Origin of the sequence: Quadrisphaera setariae (assembly GCF_008041935.1) — a bacterium.
Taxonomy (GTDB): Bacteria; Actinomycetota; Actinomycetes; order Actinomycetales; family Quadrisphaeraceae; genus Quadrisphaera; species Quadrisphaera setariae.
In genome coordinates, this window is the sequence record NZ_VKAC01000009.1 from 175,474 (window position 1) to 194,940 (window position 19,467).

The 19,467-nt window shown below is 75.1% G+C and carries 14 protein-coding genes and 1 pseudogene; 11 read left to right on the top strand and 4 right to left on the bottom strand.

The features are described 5' to 3' along the window. Positions 1–32: 32 nt before the first annotated feature. Complete coding sequence (locus FMM08_RS15830; RefSeq protein ID WP_147927338.1) at positions 33–1,739, top strand: putative bifunctional diguanylate cyclase/phosphodiesterase; 1,707 nt, start codon at positions 33–35, stop codon at positions 1,737–1,739. Continuing rightward, positions 1,736–4,021 carry a bifunctional diguanylate cyclase/phosphodiesterase gene (locus FMM08_RS15835; RefSeq protein ID WP_147927339.1) on the top strand — a complete coding sequence of 762 codons (2,286 nt, stop codon included), beginning with the start codon at positions 1,736–1,738 and terminating at the stop codon, positions 4,019–4,021. Before FMM08_RS15830 ends, FMM08_RS15835 begins: the two co-directional genes overlap by 4 nt. On the opposite strand, the gene FMM08_RS15840 is transcribed toward FMM08_RS15835, so the two are convergent. Next, positions 3,938–5,218, bottom strand: a complete 1,281-nt coding sequence (locus FMM08_RS15840) for a PQQ-dependent sugar dehydrogenase (protein ID WP_147927340.1) — start codon at positions 5,216–5,218, stop codon at positions 3,938–3,940. The two genes, FMM08_RS15835 and FMM08_RS15840, sit on opposite strands and share 84 nt — an antisense overlap. A gap of 60 nt (positions 5,219–5,278) precedes the next feature. Between FMM08_RS15840 and FMM08_RS15845 the strand changes: the two genes are divergently transcribed. The 7 genes and pseudogenes from FMM08_RS15845 to FMM08_RS24235 form a co-directional block, all read left to right on the top strand. Beyond that, positions 5,279–6,235, top strand: a complete 957-nt coding sequence (locus FMM08_RS15845) for a 2-hydroxyacid dehydrogenase (protein ID WP_222710836.1) — start codon at positions 5,279–5,281, stop codon at positions 6,233–6,235. 76 nt (positions 6,236–6,311) lie between these two features. After that, complete coding sequence (gene ilvD / locus FMM08_RS15850) at positions 6,312–8,006, top strand: dihydroxy-acid dehydratase (RefSeq protein ID WP_147927341.1); 1,695 nt, start codon at positions 6,312–6,314, stop codon at positions 8,004–8,006. Between the two features lie 304 nt (positions 8,007–8,310). Then, the gene (locus FMM08_RS15855; RefSeq protein ID WP_147927342.1) at positions 8,311–10,161 is read left to right on the top strand and encodes an acetolactate synthase large subunit; all 1,851 of its coding nucleotides are present in this window, start codon (positions 8,311–8,313) and stop codon (positions 10,159–10,161) included. After that, positions 10,158–10,718, top strand: coding sequence for an acetolactate synthase small subunit (gene ilvN / locus FMM08_RS15860; RefSeq protein ID WP_147927343.1), 561 nt, complete (start codon positions 10,158–10,160; stop codon positions 10,716–10,718). Before FMM08_RS15855 ends, ilvN begins: the two co-directional genes overlap by 4 nt. Positions 10,719–10,790: 72 nt before the next feature. Next, positions 10,791–11,819 (top strand): ketol-acid reductoisomerase, encoded by a 1,029-nt coding sequence (ilvC, locus tag FMM08_RS15865; protein WP_147927404.1) that lies wholly within the window; start codon positions 10,791–10,793, stop codon positions 11,817–11,819. A 299-nt stretch (positions 11,820–12,118) separates the two neighbouring features. After that, the gene (locus FMM08_RS15870; RefSeq protein ID WP_255472467.1) at positions 12,119–12,550 is read left to right on the top strand and encodes a DUF2256 and DUF3253 domain-containing protein; all 432 of its coding nucleotides are present in this window, start codon (positions 12,119–12,121) and stop codon (positions 12,548–12,550) included. 99 nt (positions 12,551–12,649) lie between these two features. Beyond that, positions 12,650–12,880: pseudogene (locus tag FMM08_RS24235) on the top strand (SdpI family protein); the annotation flags it as partial. A gap of 65 nt (positions 12,881–12,945) precedes the next feature. On the opposite strand, the gene FMM08_RS23750 reads toward FMM08_RS24235, so the two are convergent. Together FMM08_RS23750 and FMM08_RS15885 are read right to left on the bottom strand one after the other, a co-directional pair. Further along, the gene (locus tag FMM08_RS23750; RefSeq protein ID WP_147927346.1) at positions 12,946–13,407 is read right to left on the bottom strand and encodes a universal stress protein; all 462 of its coding nucleotides are present in this window, start codon (positions 13,405–13,407) and stop codon (positions 12,946–12,948) included. Positions 13,408–13,488: 81 nt separating this feature from the next. Then, positions 13,489–14,967 (bottom strand): DUF2252 domain-containing protein, encoded by a 1,479-nt coding sequence (locus FMM08_RS15885; RefSeq protein ID WP_222710838.1) that lies wholly within the window; start codon positions 14,965–14,967, stop codon positions 13,489–13,491. Between the two features lie 77 nt (positions 14,968–15,044). On the opposite strand from FMM08_RS15885, the gene FMM08_RS15890 reads away from it, so the two are divergent. Next, positions 15,045–16,853 carry an ABC transporter ATP-binding protein gene (locus FMM08_RS15890; protein WP_222710839.1) on the top strand — a complete coding sequence of 603 codons (1,809 nt, stop codon included), beginning with the start codon at positions 15,045–15,047 and terminating at the stop codon, positions 16,851–16,853. Positions 16,854–16,915: 62 nt separating this feature from the next. Then, positions 16,916–17,986 carry a 3-isopropylmalate dehydrogenase gene (locus FMM08_RS15895; protein WP_147927347.1) on the top strand — a complete coding sequence of 357 codons (1,071 nt, stop codon included), beginning with the start codon at positions 16,916–16,918 and terminating at the stop codon, positions 17,984–17,986. A 13-nt stretch (positions 17,987–17,999) separates the two neighbouring features. Here FMM08_RS15895 and FMM08_RS15900 read toward each other — a convergent pair whose 3' ends face one another. Next, positions 18,000–19,448, bottom strand: coding sequence for a GGDEF domain-containing protein (locus FMM08_RS15900; RefSeq protein WP_147927348.1), 1,449 nt, complete (start codon positions 19,446–19,448; stop codon positions 18,000–18,002). Between the last annotated feature and the right edge of the window lie 19 nt (positions 19,449–19,467).

Here is a 19,467-nt window from a genome sequence, read left to right on the forward strand (position 1 = left end):
AGGCCCCCTACCGGGAGACCGACAACACTCCCGTGAGCACTGCACGGACGAGCGACGGCGAGGTGCGCCGGGCCTCCTGGCTCGACGCCCTCGCCGTCGGCGCCGCCGCGGCGCTGGTCCTGTGGCTGGTCCGCGTGCAGCCGGCCCTGCCGTCCGTGCCGGGCCGGCTCTGGCTGCTCGCGCTCGTCGCAGCCGCCGTCGTCGCGGGGTGCACGGCGGTCGCGGCGGCGGTCCTCGCCCTGGCGGGCGCACGACTCGTGGCGGGTGGGTTCCTGGTGGCCCTCGCGGTGTCGTCGTCCGTCGTCGGCGCCGTCGTCATCACCGCTGGCCCTGGCGGTCGGTACCTCGACGGTGTGAGCGGGACGCTCGTGGGCGTCGTGGTGGTCGTGGGCTGCCTGCGCGAGCTCGTCGCCCGCCGGGAGCGCTCCGCCCTCGTCGCCGACCTCGAGCGCCAGGTCCGCACCGACGGCCTCACGGGTCTGCCCAACCGGCACGACCTGCTGGAGTCGGTGCAGCGGGAGCACGGGCAGCCGGGCCGCGGCAGCACCGTGGCGGTGGAGCTCGGCATCGACTCCTTCTACGAGTACAACGTCCAGCTCGGCGCGGCCCGCGGCGACGAGGCGCTGCGCGTGGTGGCCCAGGCGCTGCGCGAGGCCGTCCCCGCCGGGTGGACCGTCCACCGCCTCGGCGGTGACCAGTTCGTGCTCCGCGGCCCCGGCGACTCAGCGGCCGGCGCGGCGTGTGCGCAGGCGGCCCTGGACGCCGTCGTCACCGCTGCGGTTCCTGGCGCCGTCCCGCTCAGCGCCAGCGCAGGGGTGGCCGAGGCGCGCCCCGGCGCCTCCGACCCGACCGCGGTCCTCGCCGACGCGTCCGCGGCGCTGCGCGCCACCAAGAAGACCCACGACGGCGGCATCGCCGTCCACGACGCGGCCATGGCGGCGAGCTCGCAGCGCCAGCAGCTGGTGACCGCCGCACTGCGCAGCGCCCTGGCCCACGACGGCGTGGTGGCGCACCTGCAGCCGGTGGTGGACATCGCCACCGGGTGCACCGCCGGTGTGGAGCTGCTCGCCCGCTGGCACGACCCCGACCTCGGGCACGTGCAGCCCGACGAGTTCGTTGCGCTGGCGGAGTCCACCGGCCTGGTCCACCAGCTCGGGACGTCGGTCCTGCAGCGCGGTCTGGACGCCTTCGTGGCGGCCGGCTGCGTCGAGCGACGGCTGCGGGTCGCGGTCAACGCCTCGGTGCACGAGCTGCGCCGGCCCGACTACACCGACCAGCTGCGCGCCACCGCCGCCAGCCGGGGCGTGCCGCTGGAGCTCATCACCGTGGAGGTCACCGAGTCGCTCTTCGTGGCTCGGGACGACCCCGGCTTCCGCACGCTGCTGGAGCTCGACGCCGCCGGTGTGGCGCTGGCCATCGACGACTTCGGCACCGGCTTCTCCTCCCTGGGCTACCTCGAGAGGCTGCCCGTCACCTACGTCAAGGTCGACAGGTCGCTCGTCGTCGCGGCCTCGTGCAGCGAGCGCTCGCGGGCCCTGCTCGCCGCCGTCGCGTCCGTGAGCCGCGCGATGGACCTCCACGTCATCGCCGAGGGCATCGAGGACCAGGCGCAGGCGCAGATGGTCAGCGAGCTCGGCATCGCCCTGGGGCAGGGGTGGCTGTGGTCCAGGGCGCTGCCCCCCGAGGAGCTCGCGGCGCACCTCGAGGCCTCCGCTCGACGGCTGGCGGCCGCCTCGTGACGCCCTGGTGGGTCTCGGTGCGCGTCGCCGTCGTCGTGAGCGCCGCCTCGCTGGTGGTGGTCGCGGCCCTGGGGGTGACCGGGACCGGCCGCGCGGACGTCGTGGGCATCGCGCTCACCGGCCTGTGGGCCTCCCTGGCCGCCGTCGCCGTGCTGCTGGCGCCGCGCAGCGCCGGCCTCTCGCGGCGCTGGCGCACGTGCGGCCTCTGGCTGGCGCTGCCGTACGGGGTCGGCCAGCTGGTCCTCGCCGTGGAGAAGGCATCCGTCTCCGGAGTGCTGGCGTTCCCCGCCGCCGGTGACCTCATCTCCTTCCTCGCCGCCCCGGGCTGGTTCGCGGTGCTGCTGCTGGTGCCTCGGCCCGCCGGGCCGGCGGGCCGCCTGCCGCGGGTGCTCGCCGACGTCGGTGTCGTGGCGGTCGCGGTGGGCCTGCTCTTCTGGCGGATCGCCTTCACCGACGTGCACGCGGACACCGCCACGGTGGCCGCCTCGGTGGCCGTCCAGCTGCTGGAGCTGGTCATCCTGGCCCTCGTCGTCCAGCTCGTCGTGGTGACCCGGGACCGGGGTGCGGCCCTGCTCGCGCTGGCCGTCGCGATGATCGTCACCGGTGACCTGGCGTACTCGGCGGCCGTCCTGCAGGACGTGACCCTGCCGACCTGGCTGCAGGGCGCGCTGCTCTCGTCGGCCTGGCCGCTCGTGGCGGCGGCGCTGTTCGCGGTCCGGCGGCCGCGCCCGCGGCCGGAGGTCAGCACGGAGGCCGCAGCCTCCGTGGCCACCGTCGCCGCGCTGGCGCTGTGCGGCGGTGCCGCGGTGCTCGAGGTGGTGCTGAGGGGGCGCGGCGTCGACGCCACCAGCGCGGTGCTCCTCGTGCTGCTCCTGCTCGCCTGCACCGCGCGGGAGCTCGTCCTCCAGAGGCAGCGGGTCCGGCAGGTGGCCGCCCTCAGCGCCGCCGCGGACCTCGACCCCCTCACGGGTCTGTTCAACCGGCGGGCGCTCGCCGCCGCGCTGGCGGACCTGGCCTCGTCGAGCGGCCCCATCGGCGTCGTCGTCGTCGACCTCGACGGCTTCAAGCGCGTCAACGACGTGCTCGGCCACGCCACCGGAGACCAGCTCGTCGTGGCCGTCGCGCGCGCTCTGCGCCGGGCCAGTCCCGGCGCCGTCACCGCGCGCCTGGGAGGGGACGAGTTCGCGCTGGTCCTGCCCGCCGCGGAGCCGGTGGTGCTCGCCGCCGCGGACCGCCTCGCCGACCTCGTGCGCGACTGCGCGCAGGAGGTGCCGGGCGTGGCCGGGGTGAGGGTCTCTGCGAGCGTGGGCGTGGTCATGGGCGAGCGCGCCGACCTGCGCGAGACCGTCGACGCCCTCGCCGTCGTCTCGCGGGCCTCGGCCGCGATGCAGGAGGCCAAGCGCCGCGGTCGCGACCGGGTGGTGCGGCACGACGAGGTGGCGGGACGGGCTGCGCGCGAGCGCGAGGTGGTCGGGCTGCTGGGGCCCGCGCTGGCCACCGGCCGCGGGCTCGTGGCGCGCGAGCAGCCCGCGCTCGACATCGCCTCGGGGAGGGTGGTCGGCCACCGGGTGCTCCTGGGTCTCGCCCCTGACGTCCCGCCCCACGAGGTGCTCGACGTGGCCCGTCGCCGCAGCTGGGACGCGCCCCTGGCGCGGAGGTCGCTGCAGCGGGCCGTCGACGTGCTCGCTGCGACCCCGGGTGGGAGCGCCTGGCTGCACCTCGAGGCCCACCAGCTGCACGACGACGCGTGGCCGACCCGGATCGAGGCCGCGCTGCGGGAGGCGGCCGCGCCGTGCCGGGACCTCGTCGTGGAGGTCGCGGGCCGGATCGCGGAGGACGACGCCCGCGCGGTCCGCGCCCTGGACAGGCTCTCGGCGGTGGGCGTGCGCGTGGCCGTGGCGGCCCCGCACGCCGGTGGCGGCACCTCCCTGCCGCAGCTGCCGTCGCTGCCCGTCGACGTGTTCGTCCTGCCCCCGGCCACCGTCGCCGCCGCGCAGGCGCCGAGCGGCCTGGTGGTGGCGCGGGCGCTGGTGGACGCCGCCCACGGGCTCGGGCTGCAGGTCCTCGCCGACGGCGTCGACGAGCCGGCCCAGCTGGACCGCCTCGCCGCCCTGGGCGTGGACCTCGCCCGCGGCGCCCTGTGGCCGGCCGTCGACGCGACCGCCGGCCCGGGCCAGTGGGAGCCGGACCAGCGGGAGTCAGGCCAGCGGGAGGCGGAGGAGCCTGTCGTCGCCGGCAGCGGGGCGCCCGCGCGAGGTGTTGTCGGTCAGCACCCACAGTGAGCCGTCCGGGCCGGCGACGACGTCGCGCACCCGGCCGTGCGCACCGTCGACCACCCGCTCCGGCTCACCGAGGCGCCCGTCGTCCAGCGGGACGCGCCACAGCTCCTGTCCGCGCAGGGCCGCCACGTAGACCGCGTCGCCCGTGACGAGCAGCCCGCTCGGGGAGGCGTCGGCGGTGCGCCACGTGACCAGGGGAGCGGTGAAGGCGGGGTCGGTGACGTCCTCGGGCCCGCCCGACGGGCCGGCCACCGCGCCCTCCACGAGCGGCCAGCCGTAGTTGCGGCCCGGCTCGAGGAGGTTGAGCTCGTCCTGGGCGTTCTGCCCGAACTCCGCCGCGAACATGCGGCCCGCCGCGTCCCACCCGATGCCCTGGGGGTTGCGGTGCCCCCAGGTCCACACCGGCGAGCCCTCCACCGGGTTGCCCGGCGCCGGCTGCCCGTCGGGGGTGAGGCGCAGGACCTTGCCGGTGAGGGCGGTGCGGTCCTGGGCGGTGGAGGGCGCGCTGGCGTCGCCCGTGGTCACGTAGAGCATGCCGTCGGGGCCGAACGCCAGCCGGCCGCCGTGGTGCACGGCGGCCGAGGCGATGCCCGTGAGCACCGGTTCCGGGGCGGACAGCGATCCCGGCGCCGACGGGTCCGCGCTGCCTGGGGTGTACCGCATCCTCACCACGCGGTCGTCGGTGGCCGTGGTCGTGTACGCGTACACGTAGCCGTCCTCGGCGAAGGCGGGGGAGAGGGCCAGACCGAGCAGGCCGCCCTCCCCGCGGGGCTCCACGTCCGGCACCGACCCACCCGGTCCCGGGGCCGGCACCTGCTGCGCCTGCCAGCCCGTGCCGGACTGCGAGACCCGCACCACGCGCGCGGCGTCCCGCTCGCTGACCAGAGCGCTGCCGTCGGGCATCACGACCGTGCTCCAGGGCACGTCGAGCCCGGTGACGACGTCCTGCGCGGCCTGCGGCGTCCCGCGCAGCGCGAGCCCCGCGGCCAGCGCCGCGGGCGGACCGCCCACCCCGGAGGAGGGCGCCGACGCCGAGCCCGAGGACGACGAGGACGACGACGGCGCGGGGAGCTGCTCGGTGGAGACCGGCGCCGGCGCCGCGGCGTCCTGGCCGGAGCAGGCGGAGGTCGCCAGCGCGGCGGCGAGCAGGACGGCGGGCGCGGCGCGCCCCGCGCGTCCGGCGGGTGATCGTCGGCCCATCCCCCAGGGTCACCCGGTGCAGGTCGCCGGGCCAGTCGGGGCCTGACAGGGTGGGTGCCCGTGACCGACCAGACGACCGACGCGCTGCTCATCACCCTGCCCGACACCGACTGGCAGGAGGCCCTCGCGCCGCACCTGCCCGCCGGCGTGCGCAGCCTCGTGTGGGACGTCGACTCCGACCCGCGCGAGGCCCTCGGTGACGACGCCGACCACGTCGCCTACGTGGTGCTGCCGTACATGCACCCGGCCGGCGCGCTGGAGACCGTGGCCTCGCTGCCCGCCCTGCGGCTGGTGCAGACGACGTCGGCGGGCTACGACAACCTGCTCGACCGCCTGCCCGACGGGGTGCGCCTGGCGAACGGCGCGGGCATCCACGACGCCTCCACCTCCGAGCTGGCCCTGGCCCTGGCGCTGGCCAAGCTGCGCGGCCTCGACGACGCCGTGCGCGACGCCGAGCAGGGGGCCTGGCGCCCGGTGCAGCGCCGGGCCCTGGCCGACCGCCGCGTGCTCGTGCTCGGCACCGGCGGCATCGGTGGTGCCATCGCCGACAGGCTGGAGCCCTTCGAGGTCGACCTCGTCCGGGTGGCCTCCACGGCCCGCAGCGACGAGCGGGGCCGGGTGCACGGCGTCGACGAGCTGCCCGAGCTGCTGCCCACCACCGAGGTCGTCTTCATCGGGCTGCCGCTCACCGACGCGACGCGCGGCATGGTCGACGCCGCCTTCCTCGCTGCCCTCCCCGACGACGCGCTCGTGGTCAACGTGGGACGCGGGCCCATCGTCGACACCGAGGCGCTGCTGGCCGAGCTGCGCGCCGAGCGGCTGCACGCCGCCCTCGACGTCACCGACCCCGAGCCGCTGCCCGCCGACCACCCGCTGTGGGGGGCGCCGAACGTGCTCATCGCCCCGCACGTGGGCGGCAACACCACGGCCATGCGGCCCCGGGCCCTGAAGCTGCTCCGCACCCAGGTCGAGCGGCTGGTGGCGGGGCAGGACCCGCTCAACGTGGTGATCGGCTGACGTCCGCGGGCGGGGCCGTCCGGACGGCCCTCGGGGCCGGTGGGGGCGCTCCCTACGGGACCGTAGGATCGCGGGCATGACCCAGGCCGACATGAAGCCCCGCTCCCGCCAGGTCACCGACGGGCTCGAGGCCACCGCCAGCCGCGGCATGCTCCGTGCCGTCGGCCTCGGCGACGACGACTTCGCCAAGCCGCAGATCGGCGTGGCCTCGTCGTGGAACGAGATCACCCCCTGCAACCTCTCCCTGGACCGGCTCGCCAAGTCCGTCAAGGACGGCGTGCACGCCGCCCAGGGCTACCCGCTGGAGTTCGGCACCATCTCCGTCTCCGACGGCATCTCCATGGGCCACGAGGGGATGCACTTCTCCCTGGTGAGCCGCGAGGTCATCGCCGACTCCGTGGAGACCGTCATGCAGGCCGAGCGCCTCGACGGCTCGGTGCTGCTGGCCGGCTGCGACAAGTCGCTGCCGGGCATGCTCATGGCGGCCGCCCGCCTCGACCTGGCCAGCGTGTTCCTCTACGCCGGGTCGATCCTGCCGGGCTTCGCCAAGCTCTCGGACGGCACCGAGAAGCAGGTCACGATCATCGACGCGTTCGAGGCCGTGGGCGCCTGCTCGCGCGGACTGATGAGCCGCGAGGACGTCACCGCCATCGAGAAGGCGATCTGCCCGGGCGAGGGCGCCTGCGGCGGCATGTACACCGCCAACACCATGGCGAGCGCGGCAGAGGCCCTGGGCATGAGCCTGCCCGGCTCGGCGGCCCCGCCGGCCACCGACCGCCGCCGCGACGGCTTCGCCCGCCGCTCCGGCCAGGCCGTGGTGGAGATGCTCGCCAAGGGCATCACCGCCCGCGACATCATGACCAAGGAGGCGTTCGAGAACGCCATCTCGGTGGTCATGGCCTTCGGCGGCTCCACGAACGCCGTGCTGCACCTGCTGGCGATCGCGCACGAGGCCGAGGTGGACCTCACCCTCGCCGACTTCGACAGGGTCGGCTCCCGCGTGCCGCACCTGGCCGACGTCAAGCCCTTCGGACAGCACGTCATGACCGACGTCGACAGGATCGGCGGCGTCCCGGTGGTGATGCGCGCCCTGCTCGACGCGGGCCTGCTCCACGGCGACGTCATGACCGTCACCGGCAAGACGATGGCCGAGAACCTCGCCGACATCGCCCCGCCGGACCCGGACGGCAAGGTGCTGCGGGCGCTCGAGAACCCCATCCACCCCACGGGCGGCATCACGATCCTCCACGGGTCGCTCGCCCCCGGCGGTGCCGTGGTGAAGTCGGCGGGCTTCGAGTCCGACGTCTTCGAGGGCACCGCCCGCGTCTTCGACCGCGAGCGCGCCGCGATGGACGCCCTGGAGGACGGGACCATCACCGCCGGTGACGTCGTCGTCATCCGCTACGAGGGCCCCAAGGGCGGCCCGGGCATGCGCGAGATGCTCGCCATCACCGGCGCCATCAAGGGTGCGGGCCTCGGCAAGGACGTGCTGCTCCTCACCGACGGCCGCTTCTCCGGCGGCACCACCGGCCTGTGCGTGGGCCACGTCGCGCCGGAGGCCGTGGACGGCGGTCCGGTCGCGTTCGTGCGCGACGGCGACCGCATCCGCCTCGACGTCAAGAACAAGACCCTCGACGTCCTGGTCGACGAGGCCGAGCTGGCCTCCCGCCGCGAGGGCTGGGCGCCGCTGCCCCCGGTCTACACCCGTGGCGTGCTCGCGAAGTACACCAAGCTCGTGGGGTCGGCCAGCGGCGGCGCCGTCCTCGCCTGACCGCCCTCGTGGCTCAGCCACCGGGACGGTCCGTCTCAAGGAATGAGACGGACCGTCCCGGTGGCTGACAGGGCGCGCTCGAGGGGTCTACTCTCGCGGCATGGGCACCCTCGTCGTCGTACTCGCGCAGCGCGCGAGCTGACGCCGTCGTCGACGTCCTGCCGCGCGCGACCCTCCGGAGCCTTCGGGCCGGAGGGTCTTTCCATGCCCGGCGGGAACGAGTGCCGGGCTGCTCGCACCGCCAGCCAGCACACCGGCACCGCGTCCACGCCGGACCAGCAGCACCGCAGCACCAGGAGGACCGATGAGCACCGCCAGCACGGAGGGCGCCGCCGCCCCGCAGGGCGAGCGCATGACAGGCGCGCAGAGCCTCGTGCGCTCCCTCGAGAGCGCCGGGGCGGAGGTCGTCTTCGGCCTCCCGGGCGGGGCGATCCTGCCCACCTACGACCCGCTGCTCGACTCGACGAAGCTGCGCCACGTGCTCGTGCGCCACGAGCAGGGCGCTGGTCACGCCGCCCAGGGCTACGCCGCCGCCACCGGCCGGGTCGGGGTCTGCATGGCGACGTCGGGGCCGGGCGCCACCAACCTCGTCACCGCCATCGCCGACGCCCACATGGACTCGGTGCCGATGGTCGCGGTGACCGGGCAGGTCTCCTCCAAGGCGATCGGCACCGACGCCTTCCAGGAGGCGGACATCGTCGGCATCACCCAGCCGATCACCAAGCACAACTACCTCGTGACCGACCCGGCCGACATCCCGCGGGTCATCGCCGAGGCCTTCCACCTGGCCTCGACGGGCCGCCCCGGGCCGGTGCTCGTCGACGTCACCAAGGACGCCCAGCAGGCGATGACGACGTTCTCCTGGCCCACCTCGCTGGCCGAGCTGGACCTGCCGGGCTACCACCCGACCACGCGTCCCCACGCCAAGCAGGTCCGCGAGGCGGCCCGGATGATCGCCGAGGCGAAGCGCCCGGTGCTCTACGTCGGCGGCGGCGTCATCCGCTCCGGCGCCTCCGCCGAGCTGCGGCGCCTGGTCGACCTCTCCGGAGCGCCCGTGGTCACCACCCTGATGGCCCGCGGCGCCCTGCCCGACTCCCACCCGGCCAACCTCGGCATGCCCGGCATGCACGGCACCGTCGCCGCGGTGACGGCGCTGCAGCGCGCCGACCTCATCGTCAGCCTGGGCGCCCGCTTCGACGACCGCGTCACCGGGCTGCTCTCGAGCTTCGCCCCGGGCGCGGCCGTCGTCCACGCCGACATCGACCCGGCGGAGATCGGCAAGAACCGCCGCGCGGACGTCCCGATCGTCGGAGACGCCAAGGAGGTCATCTCCGACCTCGTCCCGGCCCTGGAGGCCGAGCACACCGCGGGCCGGCGCGCCGACCTGGCGGGGTGGTGGCGCCAGCTCGACGAGATGCGCACCACCTACCCCCTCGGCTATGACGAGCCGGACGACGGCTCGCTGAGCCCCCAGAAGGTCATCCAGCGCCTGGGCGAGATCAGCGGACCCGAGACGATCTTCACGTCCGGCGTCGGCCAGCACCAGATGTGGGCCGCCCAGTTCATCAAGTACGAGAACCCCAACACCTGGCTGAACTCCGGCGGTCTGGGGACCATGGGCTACTCGGTGCCCGCGGCGATGGGCGCCAAGGTCGGGAGCCCCGGGTCCACCGTGTGGGCCATCGACGGTGACGGCTGCTTCCAGATGACCAACCAGGAGCTGGCCACCTGTGCGATCGAGGGCATCCCGATCAAGGTGGCGGTCATCAACAACTCCAGCCTCGGCATGGTCCGGCAGTGGCAGACGCTGTTCTACGACGGCCGCTACTCCAACACCGACCTGCACACCGGTGTGGGCAGGGCCAAGGGCCAGCGCGTCCCCGACTTCGTCAAGCTCGCCGAGGCGTACGCCTGCGTGGGCCTGCGCTGCGAGGACCCGTCCGACCTGGACGCCGTCATCGACAAGGCGATGAGCGTGGACGACCGGCCCGTCGTCGTCGACTTCGTGGTCCACCGGGACGCGATGGTGTGGCCGATGGTCGCCGCCGGCGTCTCCAACGACGCCATCCAGTACGCCCGCGGCCTCTCGCCCGTCTGGGACCGCGAGGAGCAGGACCCTGAGACCGGCCTGGAGATGAACGGAACCGCCCGATGAGCGCGCTCACCGCCAGCAGCAACGCCAGCAGCACCGGCAGCTCGACCACGCGCCACACCCTGTCGGTGCTCGTGGAGGACAAGCCCGCCGTCCTGGCGCGCGTCGCCTCGCTCTTCGCGCGCCGCGCGTTCAACATCCACTCCCTCGCCGTCGGGCCCACCGAGCACCCGGCGCTCTCGCGCATCACCGTGGTGGTCGACGTCGAGGACTCCCCGCTGGAGCAGGTCGTCAAGCAGCTCAACAAGCTGGTGAACGTCCTCAAGGTGGTCGAGCTGGAGCCGGAGACCTCGGTCCAGCGCGAGGTGCTCCTGGTCAAGGTCCGCGCCGACGCCACCACCCGCGGCCAGGTGCTGGACGTGGTCAACGTCTTCCGGGCGGCCGTCGTCGACGTCGCCCCCGAGGCCATGACCATCGAGGCCATCGGCGCGCCCGAGAAGAACGCGGCGCTGCTCAAGGTCCTCGACCCGTTCGGCGTGCGCGAGATCGTCCAGTCGGGCGTCGTGGCCGTCGGCCGCGGTTCGCGCTCCATCACCGACCGGGCGCTGCGCAGCGCCTAGGGCACCGGGCAGCGCCTGATGCCCGTCCGCCAGACTTCCCGACACATCCCTACTGAAGGAGTGACAGCCACCGTGGCTGAGATGTTCTACGACGACGACGCCGACCTGTCGATCATCCAGGGCCGCAAGGTCGCGGTCATCGGCTACGGCAGCCAGGGCCACGCCCACTCGCTGTCGCTGCGCGACTCCGGCGTCGAGGTGCAGGTCGGCCTGGCCGAGGGCTCCAAGAGCCGCGCCAAGGCCGAGGCCGAGGGCCTGACCGTCACCACGCCGGCCGAGGCCTCGAAGTGGGCCGACGTCATCATGCTGCTGGTGCCGGACCACGTGGCCCGCCACGTGTACGCCGAGTCCGTCGAGCCGCACCTGACCGCCGGCAAGGCGCTCTTCTTCGGCCACGGCTTCAACATCCGCTTCGGCTACATCAAGCCCCCGGCCGACGTCGACGTCGCCATGGTCGCCCCCAAGGGCCCGGGCCACCTCGTGCGCCGCGAGTACGCCGAGGGCCGTGGCGTCCCGGTGATCGTGGCCGTGGAGCAGGACGCGTCCGGGAAGGCCTGGCCGCTCGCGCTGTCCTACGCCAAGGGCATCGGCGGCCTGCGCGCCGGTGGGATCAAGACCACCTTCACCGAGGAGACCGAGACCGACCTGTTCGGCGAGCAGGCCGTGCTGTGCGGCGGCGCGTCCGCGCTGGTGCAGGCCGGCTTCGAGACCCTCGTCGAGGCGGGCTACCAGCCCGAGGTCGCCTACTTCGAGTGCCTCCACGAGCTCAAGCTCATCGTCGACCTCATGTACGAGGGCGGCCTGGCCAAGCAGCGCTGGTCGGTGTCCGACACCGCCGAGTACGGCGACTACGTCTCCGGCCCGCGCGTCATCGACGCCTCGGTGAAGGCCCGCATGAAGGACGTCCTCACCGACATCCAGAAGGGCGAGTTCGCTCGCCGCTTCATCGAGGACCAGGACGCCGGCGCGCCGGAGTTCAAGAAGTTCCGCGAGGAGCAGCAGGGCACGCAGCTGGAGAAGACCGGTGCCGAGCTGCGCAAGCTCATGAGCTGGGTCGAGACCAAGGACGACGACTACGTCGAGGGTTCTGCCGCCCGCTGACGCACCCGTGTCCCGCACAGGGCCGCCCTGCGCCGCTCCCTCGGAGTGGCACGGGGCGGCCCTGGTCTGCTCCTGCGGGACCGGGGCCACCCCGGGCCGACGGGGGACTGGAACCAGATCCCCCCAGCCTCCTGGTGGGGACGACGATGAGAGCGGGCGCGCACGACGCCGTCTGCGCGAGTGCGCCCGGCCCTGGCGGAGTCCAGGGTCAGGGAGGGCTCGGTCCTGGCCCTGGACTCCGCCAGCGCGGTGCTGCCGGGTCCGGGAGTGGCGTGGAGGCTCCCGGCGTTGGGGCAGGGGTGAGCCGAGGGTCCCGCACCAGCGCGAAGAGCGAGCTGCCCACCAAGCCGTGCGCGGTGTGCGGCCGCACCATCACCTGGCGCAAGAAGTGGGAGCGCGACTGGGAGGGCGTCCGCTACTGCTCCGACGCCTGTCGGCGCCGCGCCCGCTCGGGCTCGGCCTCCGACGTCGACGCCGCCCTCGAGGCGTCGCTGGAGCGCCTGCTGGACGCGCGATCGTCGTCGTCCTCGGTCTGCCCGTCCGAGGCCGCCCGCGCCGTCGCGGGCGAGCGGGGCCTGGAGGGGGAGGCCTGGCGCGACCTCATGGAACCCTCCCGTGCGGCAGCGCGCAGGCTCGTGGCGGCGGGGCGGGCGCAGATCACGCAGGGCGGCGCCGTCGTCGACCCCGACACCGCGAAGGGCCCGATCCGCGTCCGCCGGCCGCGGACGTGATCGGGCGCACGGTCGCCGGGGTGGACGACGTGCTGGTGCTCCCCCTGACGGTGCTCCCGGCGCTGTTCGGGGTCGGCGTCCTCCTGTGGGCCGTGCCCCGTGCCTGCGCCGTCGACGGGGTCGACGCCCGACCCGCTCATCGGCATCCGCACCCGCGCCACGAAGAGCTCGCCGGAGGCGTGGGTGGGCGGGCACCGGGCGGCCCTTCCGCTCGCCCGGACCTCCGGCCAGCTCTCGCTTCCCTTCACCGCGGCCGTCATCGCCGCGGTGGCCGCAGGTGCCAGCGCCGTCGTGCCCGAGGCGACGGCCGCCGTCCTCGCCGCCGCGGGGCTGCTCACGGTGCTCGGCACGGGCACCGCGGCGAGCATCGTCGCCGACCGCGCTGCCCGCAGGCCTCAGCAGCGGGTGGGACGCCAGACGAGCACCGAGCACGGCGCGGAGTGCTGCACCCGCATCGCCGTCGAGCCGAGCAGCACCGTCTTGGTCAACCCCTTGCTCCCGGAGGCGACGACGATGAGGTCCGCCTGGAACTCCTCGGCGGCCTCGACGATCTCCGCCGCGGCCGACCCGCTGCGCACCTGCGTGCGCACCCGCCCCGGCCAGGCCGCGAAGGCCTCCGCCACGACGGCCACCGCGGACTCCGCCTCCTGCCGGTAGCTGGGAGCGGTCGGGTCGGGGCTGGCGGCTGAGCCGCGCCCGCCGATCTCGTCGCGGAACGGCACGGCCGCGGTCGGGCTCAGCACCGCGACCACGAGCAGCTCCGCGACCTCGGCCTCGTCCAGCAGCATGGGCAGGGCCCGTGCGGCCTGCAGCGACTCCAGCGACCCGTCGGTCGCGACGACCACCTTCGTGCTCATGCGCGCGATCGTGCCGGTCGCAGCCCGCCCGCGCGCGCCGAGGCGCCGGTCCGGCCGGTCCGGACTGCTCGGTGTGGCGTCTCAGACGCCCTTCTCGGCCGGCAGCAGACCGCGCGCGACGGCGTCGACGAGCTCGGCGTGGTCGGCCTCGGTCTGGTCGGCGTAGCGGCGGGCGAAGGCGGCCAGGGCCGTGTCGGCCTTGTCCGAGGAGCCGAGGTACCCGGCGATCATGGAGGCGCCCGAGGTGCGGGCGTGCCCCTTGGCCAGCAGCTGGGCGCACACCCCCGCGTAGTCGCGCAGGGCGTTGGCGCCGATGCCGTCCAGCACCACGCTGCCCTTCATGTTGCGGAACTGCCGCACGTAGTACTGCCGCTCGCCGACCGTCGTCCAGCCCAGCAGCGGGTCCGACGTGGTCTGCAGCGCCTGCTGGTACTCCACCACCCGCTGCCCCTGGTGCTCGTGCCAGGCGTTGTCGCCGTGCACCCACGGTGCGACGACGGAGCGACGGGCCTGCTTGAGCTGCAGGAAGACGACGTCGTCGCTGTCGGACCCCTCCAGCAGCGCCACGTAGGCGCGCAGCCCCACGCTGCCGACGCCCACCACCTTGTGGGCCACGTCCACCAGCGTGTAGCCGCCGAGCAGTCGCGCCCAGTGCGGTGCGAGCGTGGACAGGTAGGCGTCCAGCGCCTCGGCCAGCAGCGGTGCGTCGTCTGGTTCGGGACGGGTGATGAGCGGCGGCTCCACCACGATCCGCCGGGTGAACACCGCGCCGGAGCCCGCCCCGGAGCGGTCCTCGTGGGCCACCACCTCGGTGAAGCGGGGCAGCGCGCGGTCGCTGGTGCGGTGGCGCGCCCGCTTGGCGGCCCGCTCGACCTCGTGGCGCAGTCCGGGGTCCTTCGTGGCGCCGGCCAGCCGGTCCACCCCGAAGCTCGTCCAGCTGCGCTCGAGCAGCGGCTGCTCGGCCAGCTCGTGCAGGTGCTCCCGGTAGGCGCGCACGGAGGCCCGCACGGCCCGCTCGCAGGAGTCCTCCGCCAGACCCGCCTGCCGGCCAGCGACCCAGGCGCTGGCCACGAGGCGGCGCAGGTCCCACTCCCACGGGCCGGGGTGGGCCTCGTCGAAGTCGTTGAGGTCCATGACGAGCTCGCGCGAGGGCGAGCCGTACAGGCCGACGTTGCCGATGTGGGAGTCGCCGCAGATCACCGGGGTGATGCCGGTGGCGGGCAGGGAGGCGAGGTCAGCGGCCATGAGGCCCGCCGTGCCGCGCAGGAAGCCGTAGGGGCTGGCCGCCATGCGCCCCACCCGCACGGGGACGAGGCGCTCCAGGCGCCCCTCGTGCGCCTCGCGGATCTGGTCGACCACGCTGCGGCGGTCCGCTGGGGGCGCCCAGTCCGCCATGGCCGAGCGCGGCACCTGCTGGCGCAGCGACCGCCCCAGGGCGTAGCGCTCGGCGCGCGGGAGCGGCCGGGAGCGCAGCGAGCCGTACGGAGCGGAGTCCGCCTGGGCCAGCACCACGTGCCCCGGGCGCCCCGGCCCGCGCAGGTGTCCCGTCTCGATCCCCACGAGGCGGCAGCGTGGCACCTCGGGCACCGCCCGGGTAAGTTAGGTGATCCTTACCAGCGTCCGTAGGGTGGGGCTCCGTGACCGCTGCCTCCACGGCGCCCCTGGGCTCCGCGCCGCCCCTGCGCGCTCTGTGGCGCCACCACCGACGCCACCGGCCCCGCTTCGCGCTCGCGGTCCTCATGACCACCCTGAACACGGCCGCCGACGTGGCGCCGGAGCTGCTCCTGGGCGTGGCCATCGACATCGTGGTGCGGGGCTCCGACTCCTTCGTGGGCACGGTGCTCGGGATCGAGGGGCGCTTCGAGCAGCTCGTCGTCGTCGCCGTCGTCAACGCCCTCGTGTGGGTGGTGGAGTCGCTCACCGACTACGCGGCCTCCGTGCTGTGGCGAGGTCTCGCGCAGTCCGTGCAGGACGAGCTGCGCACCGAGGCCTACACGGCCGTCCAGGCCATGGACGTCGGCTGGCACGAGCGCACGCCGTCCGGCCAGGTGCTGTCGGTGCTCTCCGACGACGTCAACCAGCTCGAGCGCTTCCTCGACGTCGGCGCGCGCACCGTGCTCCACACCGCGCTCACCGTGGTCTTCGTGGGCATCGTCTTCGGGGCGACGTCGTGGCAGGTGGCGGTGCTGGCCTTCCTCCCGGTGCCCGTCATCGCGTGGGGCTCGATCCGCTTCCAGCGCCGGCTCGAGCCGCTCTACGCCGACGTGCGCTCCACCGCGGGAGAGGTGGCGGCCGTGGTGGCCGGGAACCTCGGCGGCGTCGCGACGATCCGCGCCTTCACGGCCGAGCAGCGCGAGAGCGCCCGGGTGGCCCGCGCCTCCCGCGAGTACCGGCTGGCCAACGCCCGCGCCATCCGCTCCAGCTCCGCGTTCGTGCCGCTGATCCGGATGGCCATCCTCGCCGGCTTCAGCGCCACGCTGCTGCTGGGCGGCTGGTACACGCTGCAGGGCCGCCTCGAGGTGGGCCTGTTCACCGTGCTCGTCTTCATGACGCAGCGCCTGCTCTGGCCGCTCACCGACCTCGGCCAGACCCTCGACCTCTACCAGCGGGCCATGGCGTCCACCCGCCGCATCTTCGGTCTGCTCGAGCTGCGCCCGTCCGCCGTGGAGGGCACCACCGCGCTGCCGTCCCCGCCGCGCGGCGCGCTGGAGCTGCGCGGCGTGCGGTTCGGGTACGACGACGGGCCCGACGTCCTGCGCGGCGTCGACCTGGTGGTCCCCGCGGGCGAGACCCACGCCGTGGTCGGGACCACGGGCGCCGGCAAGTCCTCGCTGCTGCGCCTGGTGCTGCGCTTCGCCGACCCGCGCTCCGGCGCGGTGCTGCTCGACGGCCGCGACGTGCGCGACCTCACGTGGGACTCGCTGCGCGGCGCCATCGGCTACGTCAGCCAGGACGCCTTCCTCTTCCACGGCACCGTGCGCGAGAACATCGCCTACGGCCGCCCCGACGCGACCGACGCCCAGGTCGAGGAGGCCGCGCGCGCCGCCGAGGCCCACGACTTCGTCGCGGCCCTGCCCGACCGGTACGACACCGTGGTGGGGGAGCGGGGCCAGACGCTGTCGGGCGGCCAGCGCCAGCGGCTCGCCCTGGCCCGCGCGCTCCTGCGCGACCCGGCGCTGCTCGTGCTCGACGAGGCGACCTCCGCCGTCGACACCGAGACCGAGGCCGCGATCCAGCGGTCCCTCGCGCGGGTGACGGCCACGCGGACGGCGCTCGTGGTGGCGCACCGCCTGTCCACCGTGCGCGACGCGGACCGGATCTGGGTGCTGTCCGCCGGACGCGTCGCGGAGAGCGGCACCCACGAGGAGCTCGTGGCCCTCGGCGGCGCCTACGCGGGCCTGTGGGCCGTGCAGACCGGCGAGCACACCCCGGCCTCCGCCCCGTGACCGCCGGGCGCGGGGCGGTCGCCGGCGAGGGCTCCGCCGCGGCGTCGGTAGCCTCTGGGGCCATGACCAGCACCGCTGCAGCGCCCTCCACGCCGCCCTCGAGCGTCCAGCTCGCCGTCATCGCCGGTGACGGCATCGGCCCGGAGGTCGTGGCCGAGGGGCTCAAGGTGCTGCGCGCCGCCGTCGAGCCGACCGGCACGACCGTGGACACCACCGAGTACGACCTGGGCGCCAAGCGCTGGCACGCCACCGGCGAGACGCTGCCGGACAGCGTGCTCGAGGAGGTCCGCGGGGCGGACGCGATCCTGCTCGGGGCCGTCGGCGACCCGGGGGTGCCCTCCGGCGTGCTGGAGCGCGGCCTGCTCCTCAAGCTGCGCTTCGAGCTCGACCACTACGTCAACCTGCGCCCCGGCAAGCTCTTCCCGGGCGTGCGCGGTCCGCTGGCGGAGCCGGGCGACGTCGACTTCGTCGTCGTCCGCGAGGGCACCGAGGGCCCGTACACCGGCAACGGCGGTGCGCTGCGCGTGGGCACCCCGGCCGAGATCGCGACCGAGGTCAGCGTCAACACCGCCTTCGGGGTGGAGCGCGTGGTCCGCGACGCCTTCGCCCGCGCCCAGGCGCGCCCCCGCAAGAAGCTGACCCTGCTTCACAAGCACAACGTGCTGACGTTCGCCGGTCACCTGTGGCGCCGCACCGTCGAGCGCGTGAACGCCGACTTCCCCGACGTCACCGCCGACTACGCCCACGTCGACGCCGCGATGATCTACCTCGTCCAGGACCCGAGCCGGTTCGACGTCATCGTCACCGACAACCTCTTCGGCGACATCGTCACCGACCTCGCCGCGGCCGTCTGCGGCGGCATCGGCCTCGCGGCGAGCGGCAACATCAACCCCGACCGCACGGCGCCGTCGATGTTCGAGCCCGTCCACGGCTCCGCTCCCGACATCGCCGGCCAGGGGATCGCGGACCCGACCGCCACGGCGCTGTCCGTCGGCATGCTGCTGGCCCACCTGGGCCACGCCGACGCCGCCGCCCGCGTGGAGGCCGCCGTCGCGGCGGACCTGCTCGAGCGCGGCACCGCGAAGCGCTCCACGTCGCAGGTCGGCGACGCGCTGGTCGCCCGGCTCGGCTGAGCCCGAGGACGGCTCAGGACGACGACGACGCGGGCGCGCCCAGCGCGGGCGCGCCCGCACCGTCGTCCGGGTCGTCGTCCCCGTCCACGTCCTCGGTGCAGACGCGGTTCCTCCCGGAGTCCTTGGCGCGGTAGAGCAGCGCGTCGGCCCGGGCCAGCAGCGAGGCCGCTCCCTCCCCGGGGCGGCGCACGACCAGACCGGCCGAGACCGTGTGCGGGGCGGGCGTCGAGACCCGCACGTCGTGGACCAGCGCCTCGGCGTGCAGCGCGTCCGCACCGCTGAGCAGGACCACGAACTCCTCGCCTCCCCAGCGGTGCAGGCCCGCGCTCGCGGGCAGGGCGGAGGACCAGGCGCGGGCGGCGGCGCGCAGCAGCGCGTCGCCGGCGGCGTGCCCCAGGGAGTCGTTGACGGCCTTGAACCTGTCGAGGTCCAGCAGCGCGAGGGCCACGGGCGCCTCCTCCTGCGCCGTGAGCCGCTCCACGGCGCCGCTGCAGGCACGGCGGTTGGGCAGCCCGGTGAGGTCGTCGACGCCGACCAGCCGCTCCAGCGCGGCCGACTTCTCAGCGGCCACGCGCAGGGCGCCGTGCAGCCGCAGGGTGCTCAGCACCGCGGCCAGCAGCGCGCCGGTGCCGAGGACCTGCCAGTCGACCCGCAGGCCCAGCAGGCCCTGCACCACCAGCGCTGCTGCCGGCAGGCACGCCGAGGCCGGCAGCAGCGCCAGCACCAGCCGCGAGCTCCCGCGGACGGGCTGGCGCGGGAGCGCGGGCCGCGACCATGCGCACACCGCGAGCGCTGCCAGCGAGAACGCCAGCCCGAAGGGCGCGCCCAGCCACGGCCCCACGAGGTCGTACGCGTACCCGGACAGCAGCAGGTAGCCCGCGTTGCCGACCAGCAGCAGGACCACGGCCGCCTGCAGCAGAGCGGCCACCGGCCGGGTGACCGCTCCCGCGACGGTCGCGCGGACCACCAGCACGAGCAGCGCGAGGTCGAAGACGGGCGCCACGAGGGCCTGCGCGGTCTGCACGGTCGAGCCGGTGGCGGCGAGCGCGGCCAGGGGGGCGTGGACCGCCGCGGCGACCACCGCGGTGGGACCGACGACCACGATGAGCGCGTCCAGGGACGCGCCGCTGCGACCGGGCCCCACGGCCAGCTGGGCCGCGCGCAGCAGCGCCAGGTACCCGAGCACGAAGCCGACGTCGGCGACCGAGGGCACCACGGGGTCGCCGTGCACCCACCAGAGCACGCGGAAGACGACGTCGCCGGCGGCCATGAGACCGGCGCCGGCGGCCGTCCAGACCATCCGGCGGCGCAGCGCGACCACCGCGAGCAGGAGCACCGGGGCCACCACCGCCGCGCCGCTGGAGAGCGGGTGGTGGGGGAAGAGGGGGACGGTCAGGGACGCGACCGCGCACAGCGCGGCTGCTGCCACCTCCCAGGTGGGGGAGGTGTGGTGCTGCTCCACCCCGCAGACATCGGCGCGG

Excerpts from the sequence above, each read along its gene's own strand:
- FMM08_RS15840 (WP_147927340.1), bottom strand. The coding sequence starts at position 5,218 with ATGGGCCGACGATCACCCGCCGGACGCGCGGGGCGCGCCGCGCCCGCC.
- ilvD (WP_147927341.1), top strand. The coding sequence starts at position 6,312 with ATGACCCAGGCCGACATGAAGCCCCGCTCCCGCCAGGTCACCGACGGG.
- FMM08_RS15855 (WP_147927342.1), top strand. The coding sequence starts at position 8,311 with ATGAGCACCGCCAGCACGGAGGGCGCCGCCGCCCCGCAGGGCGAGCGC.
- ilvN (WP_147927343.1), top strand. The coding sequence starts at position 10,158 with ATGAGCGCGCTCACCGCCAGCAGCAACGCCAGCAGCACCGGCAGCTCG.
- FMM08_RS23750 (WP_147927346.1), bottom strand. The coding sequence starts at position 13,407 with ATGAGCACGAAGGTGGTCGTCGCGACCGACGGGTCGCTGGAGTCGCTG.
- FMM08_RS15895 (WP_147927347.1), top strand. The coding sequence starts at position 16,916 with ATGACCAGCACCGCTGCAGCGCCCTCCACGCCGCCCTCGAGCGTCCAG.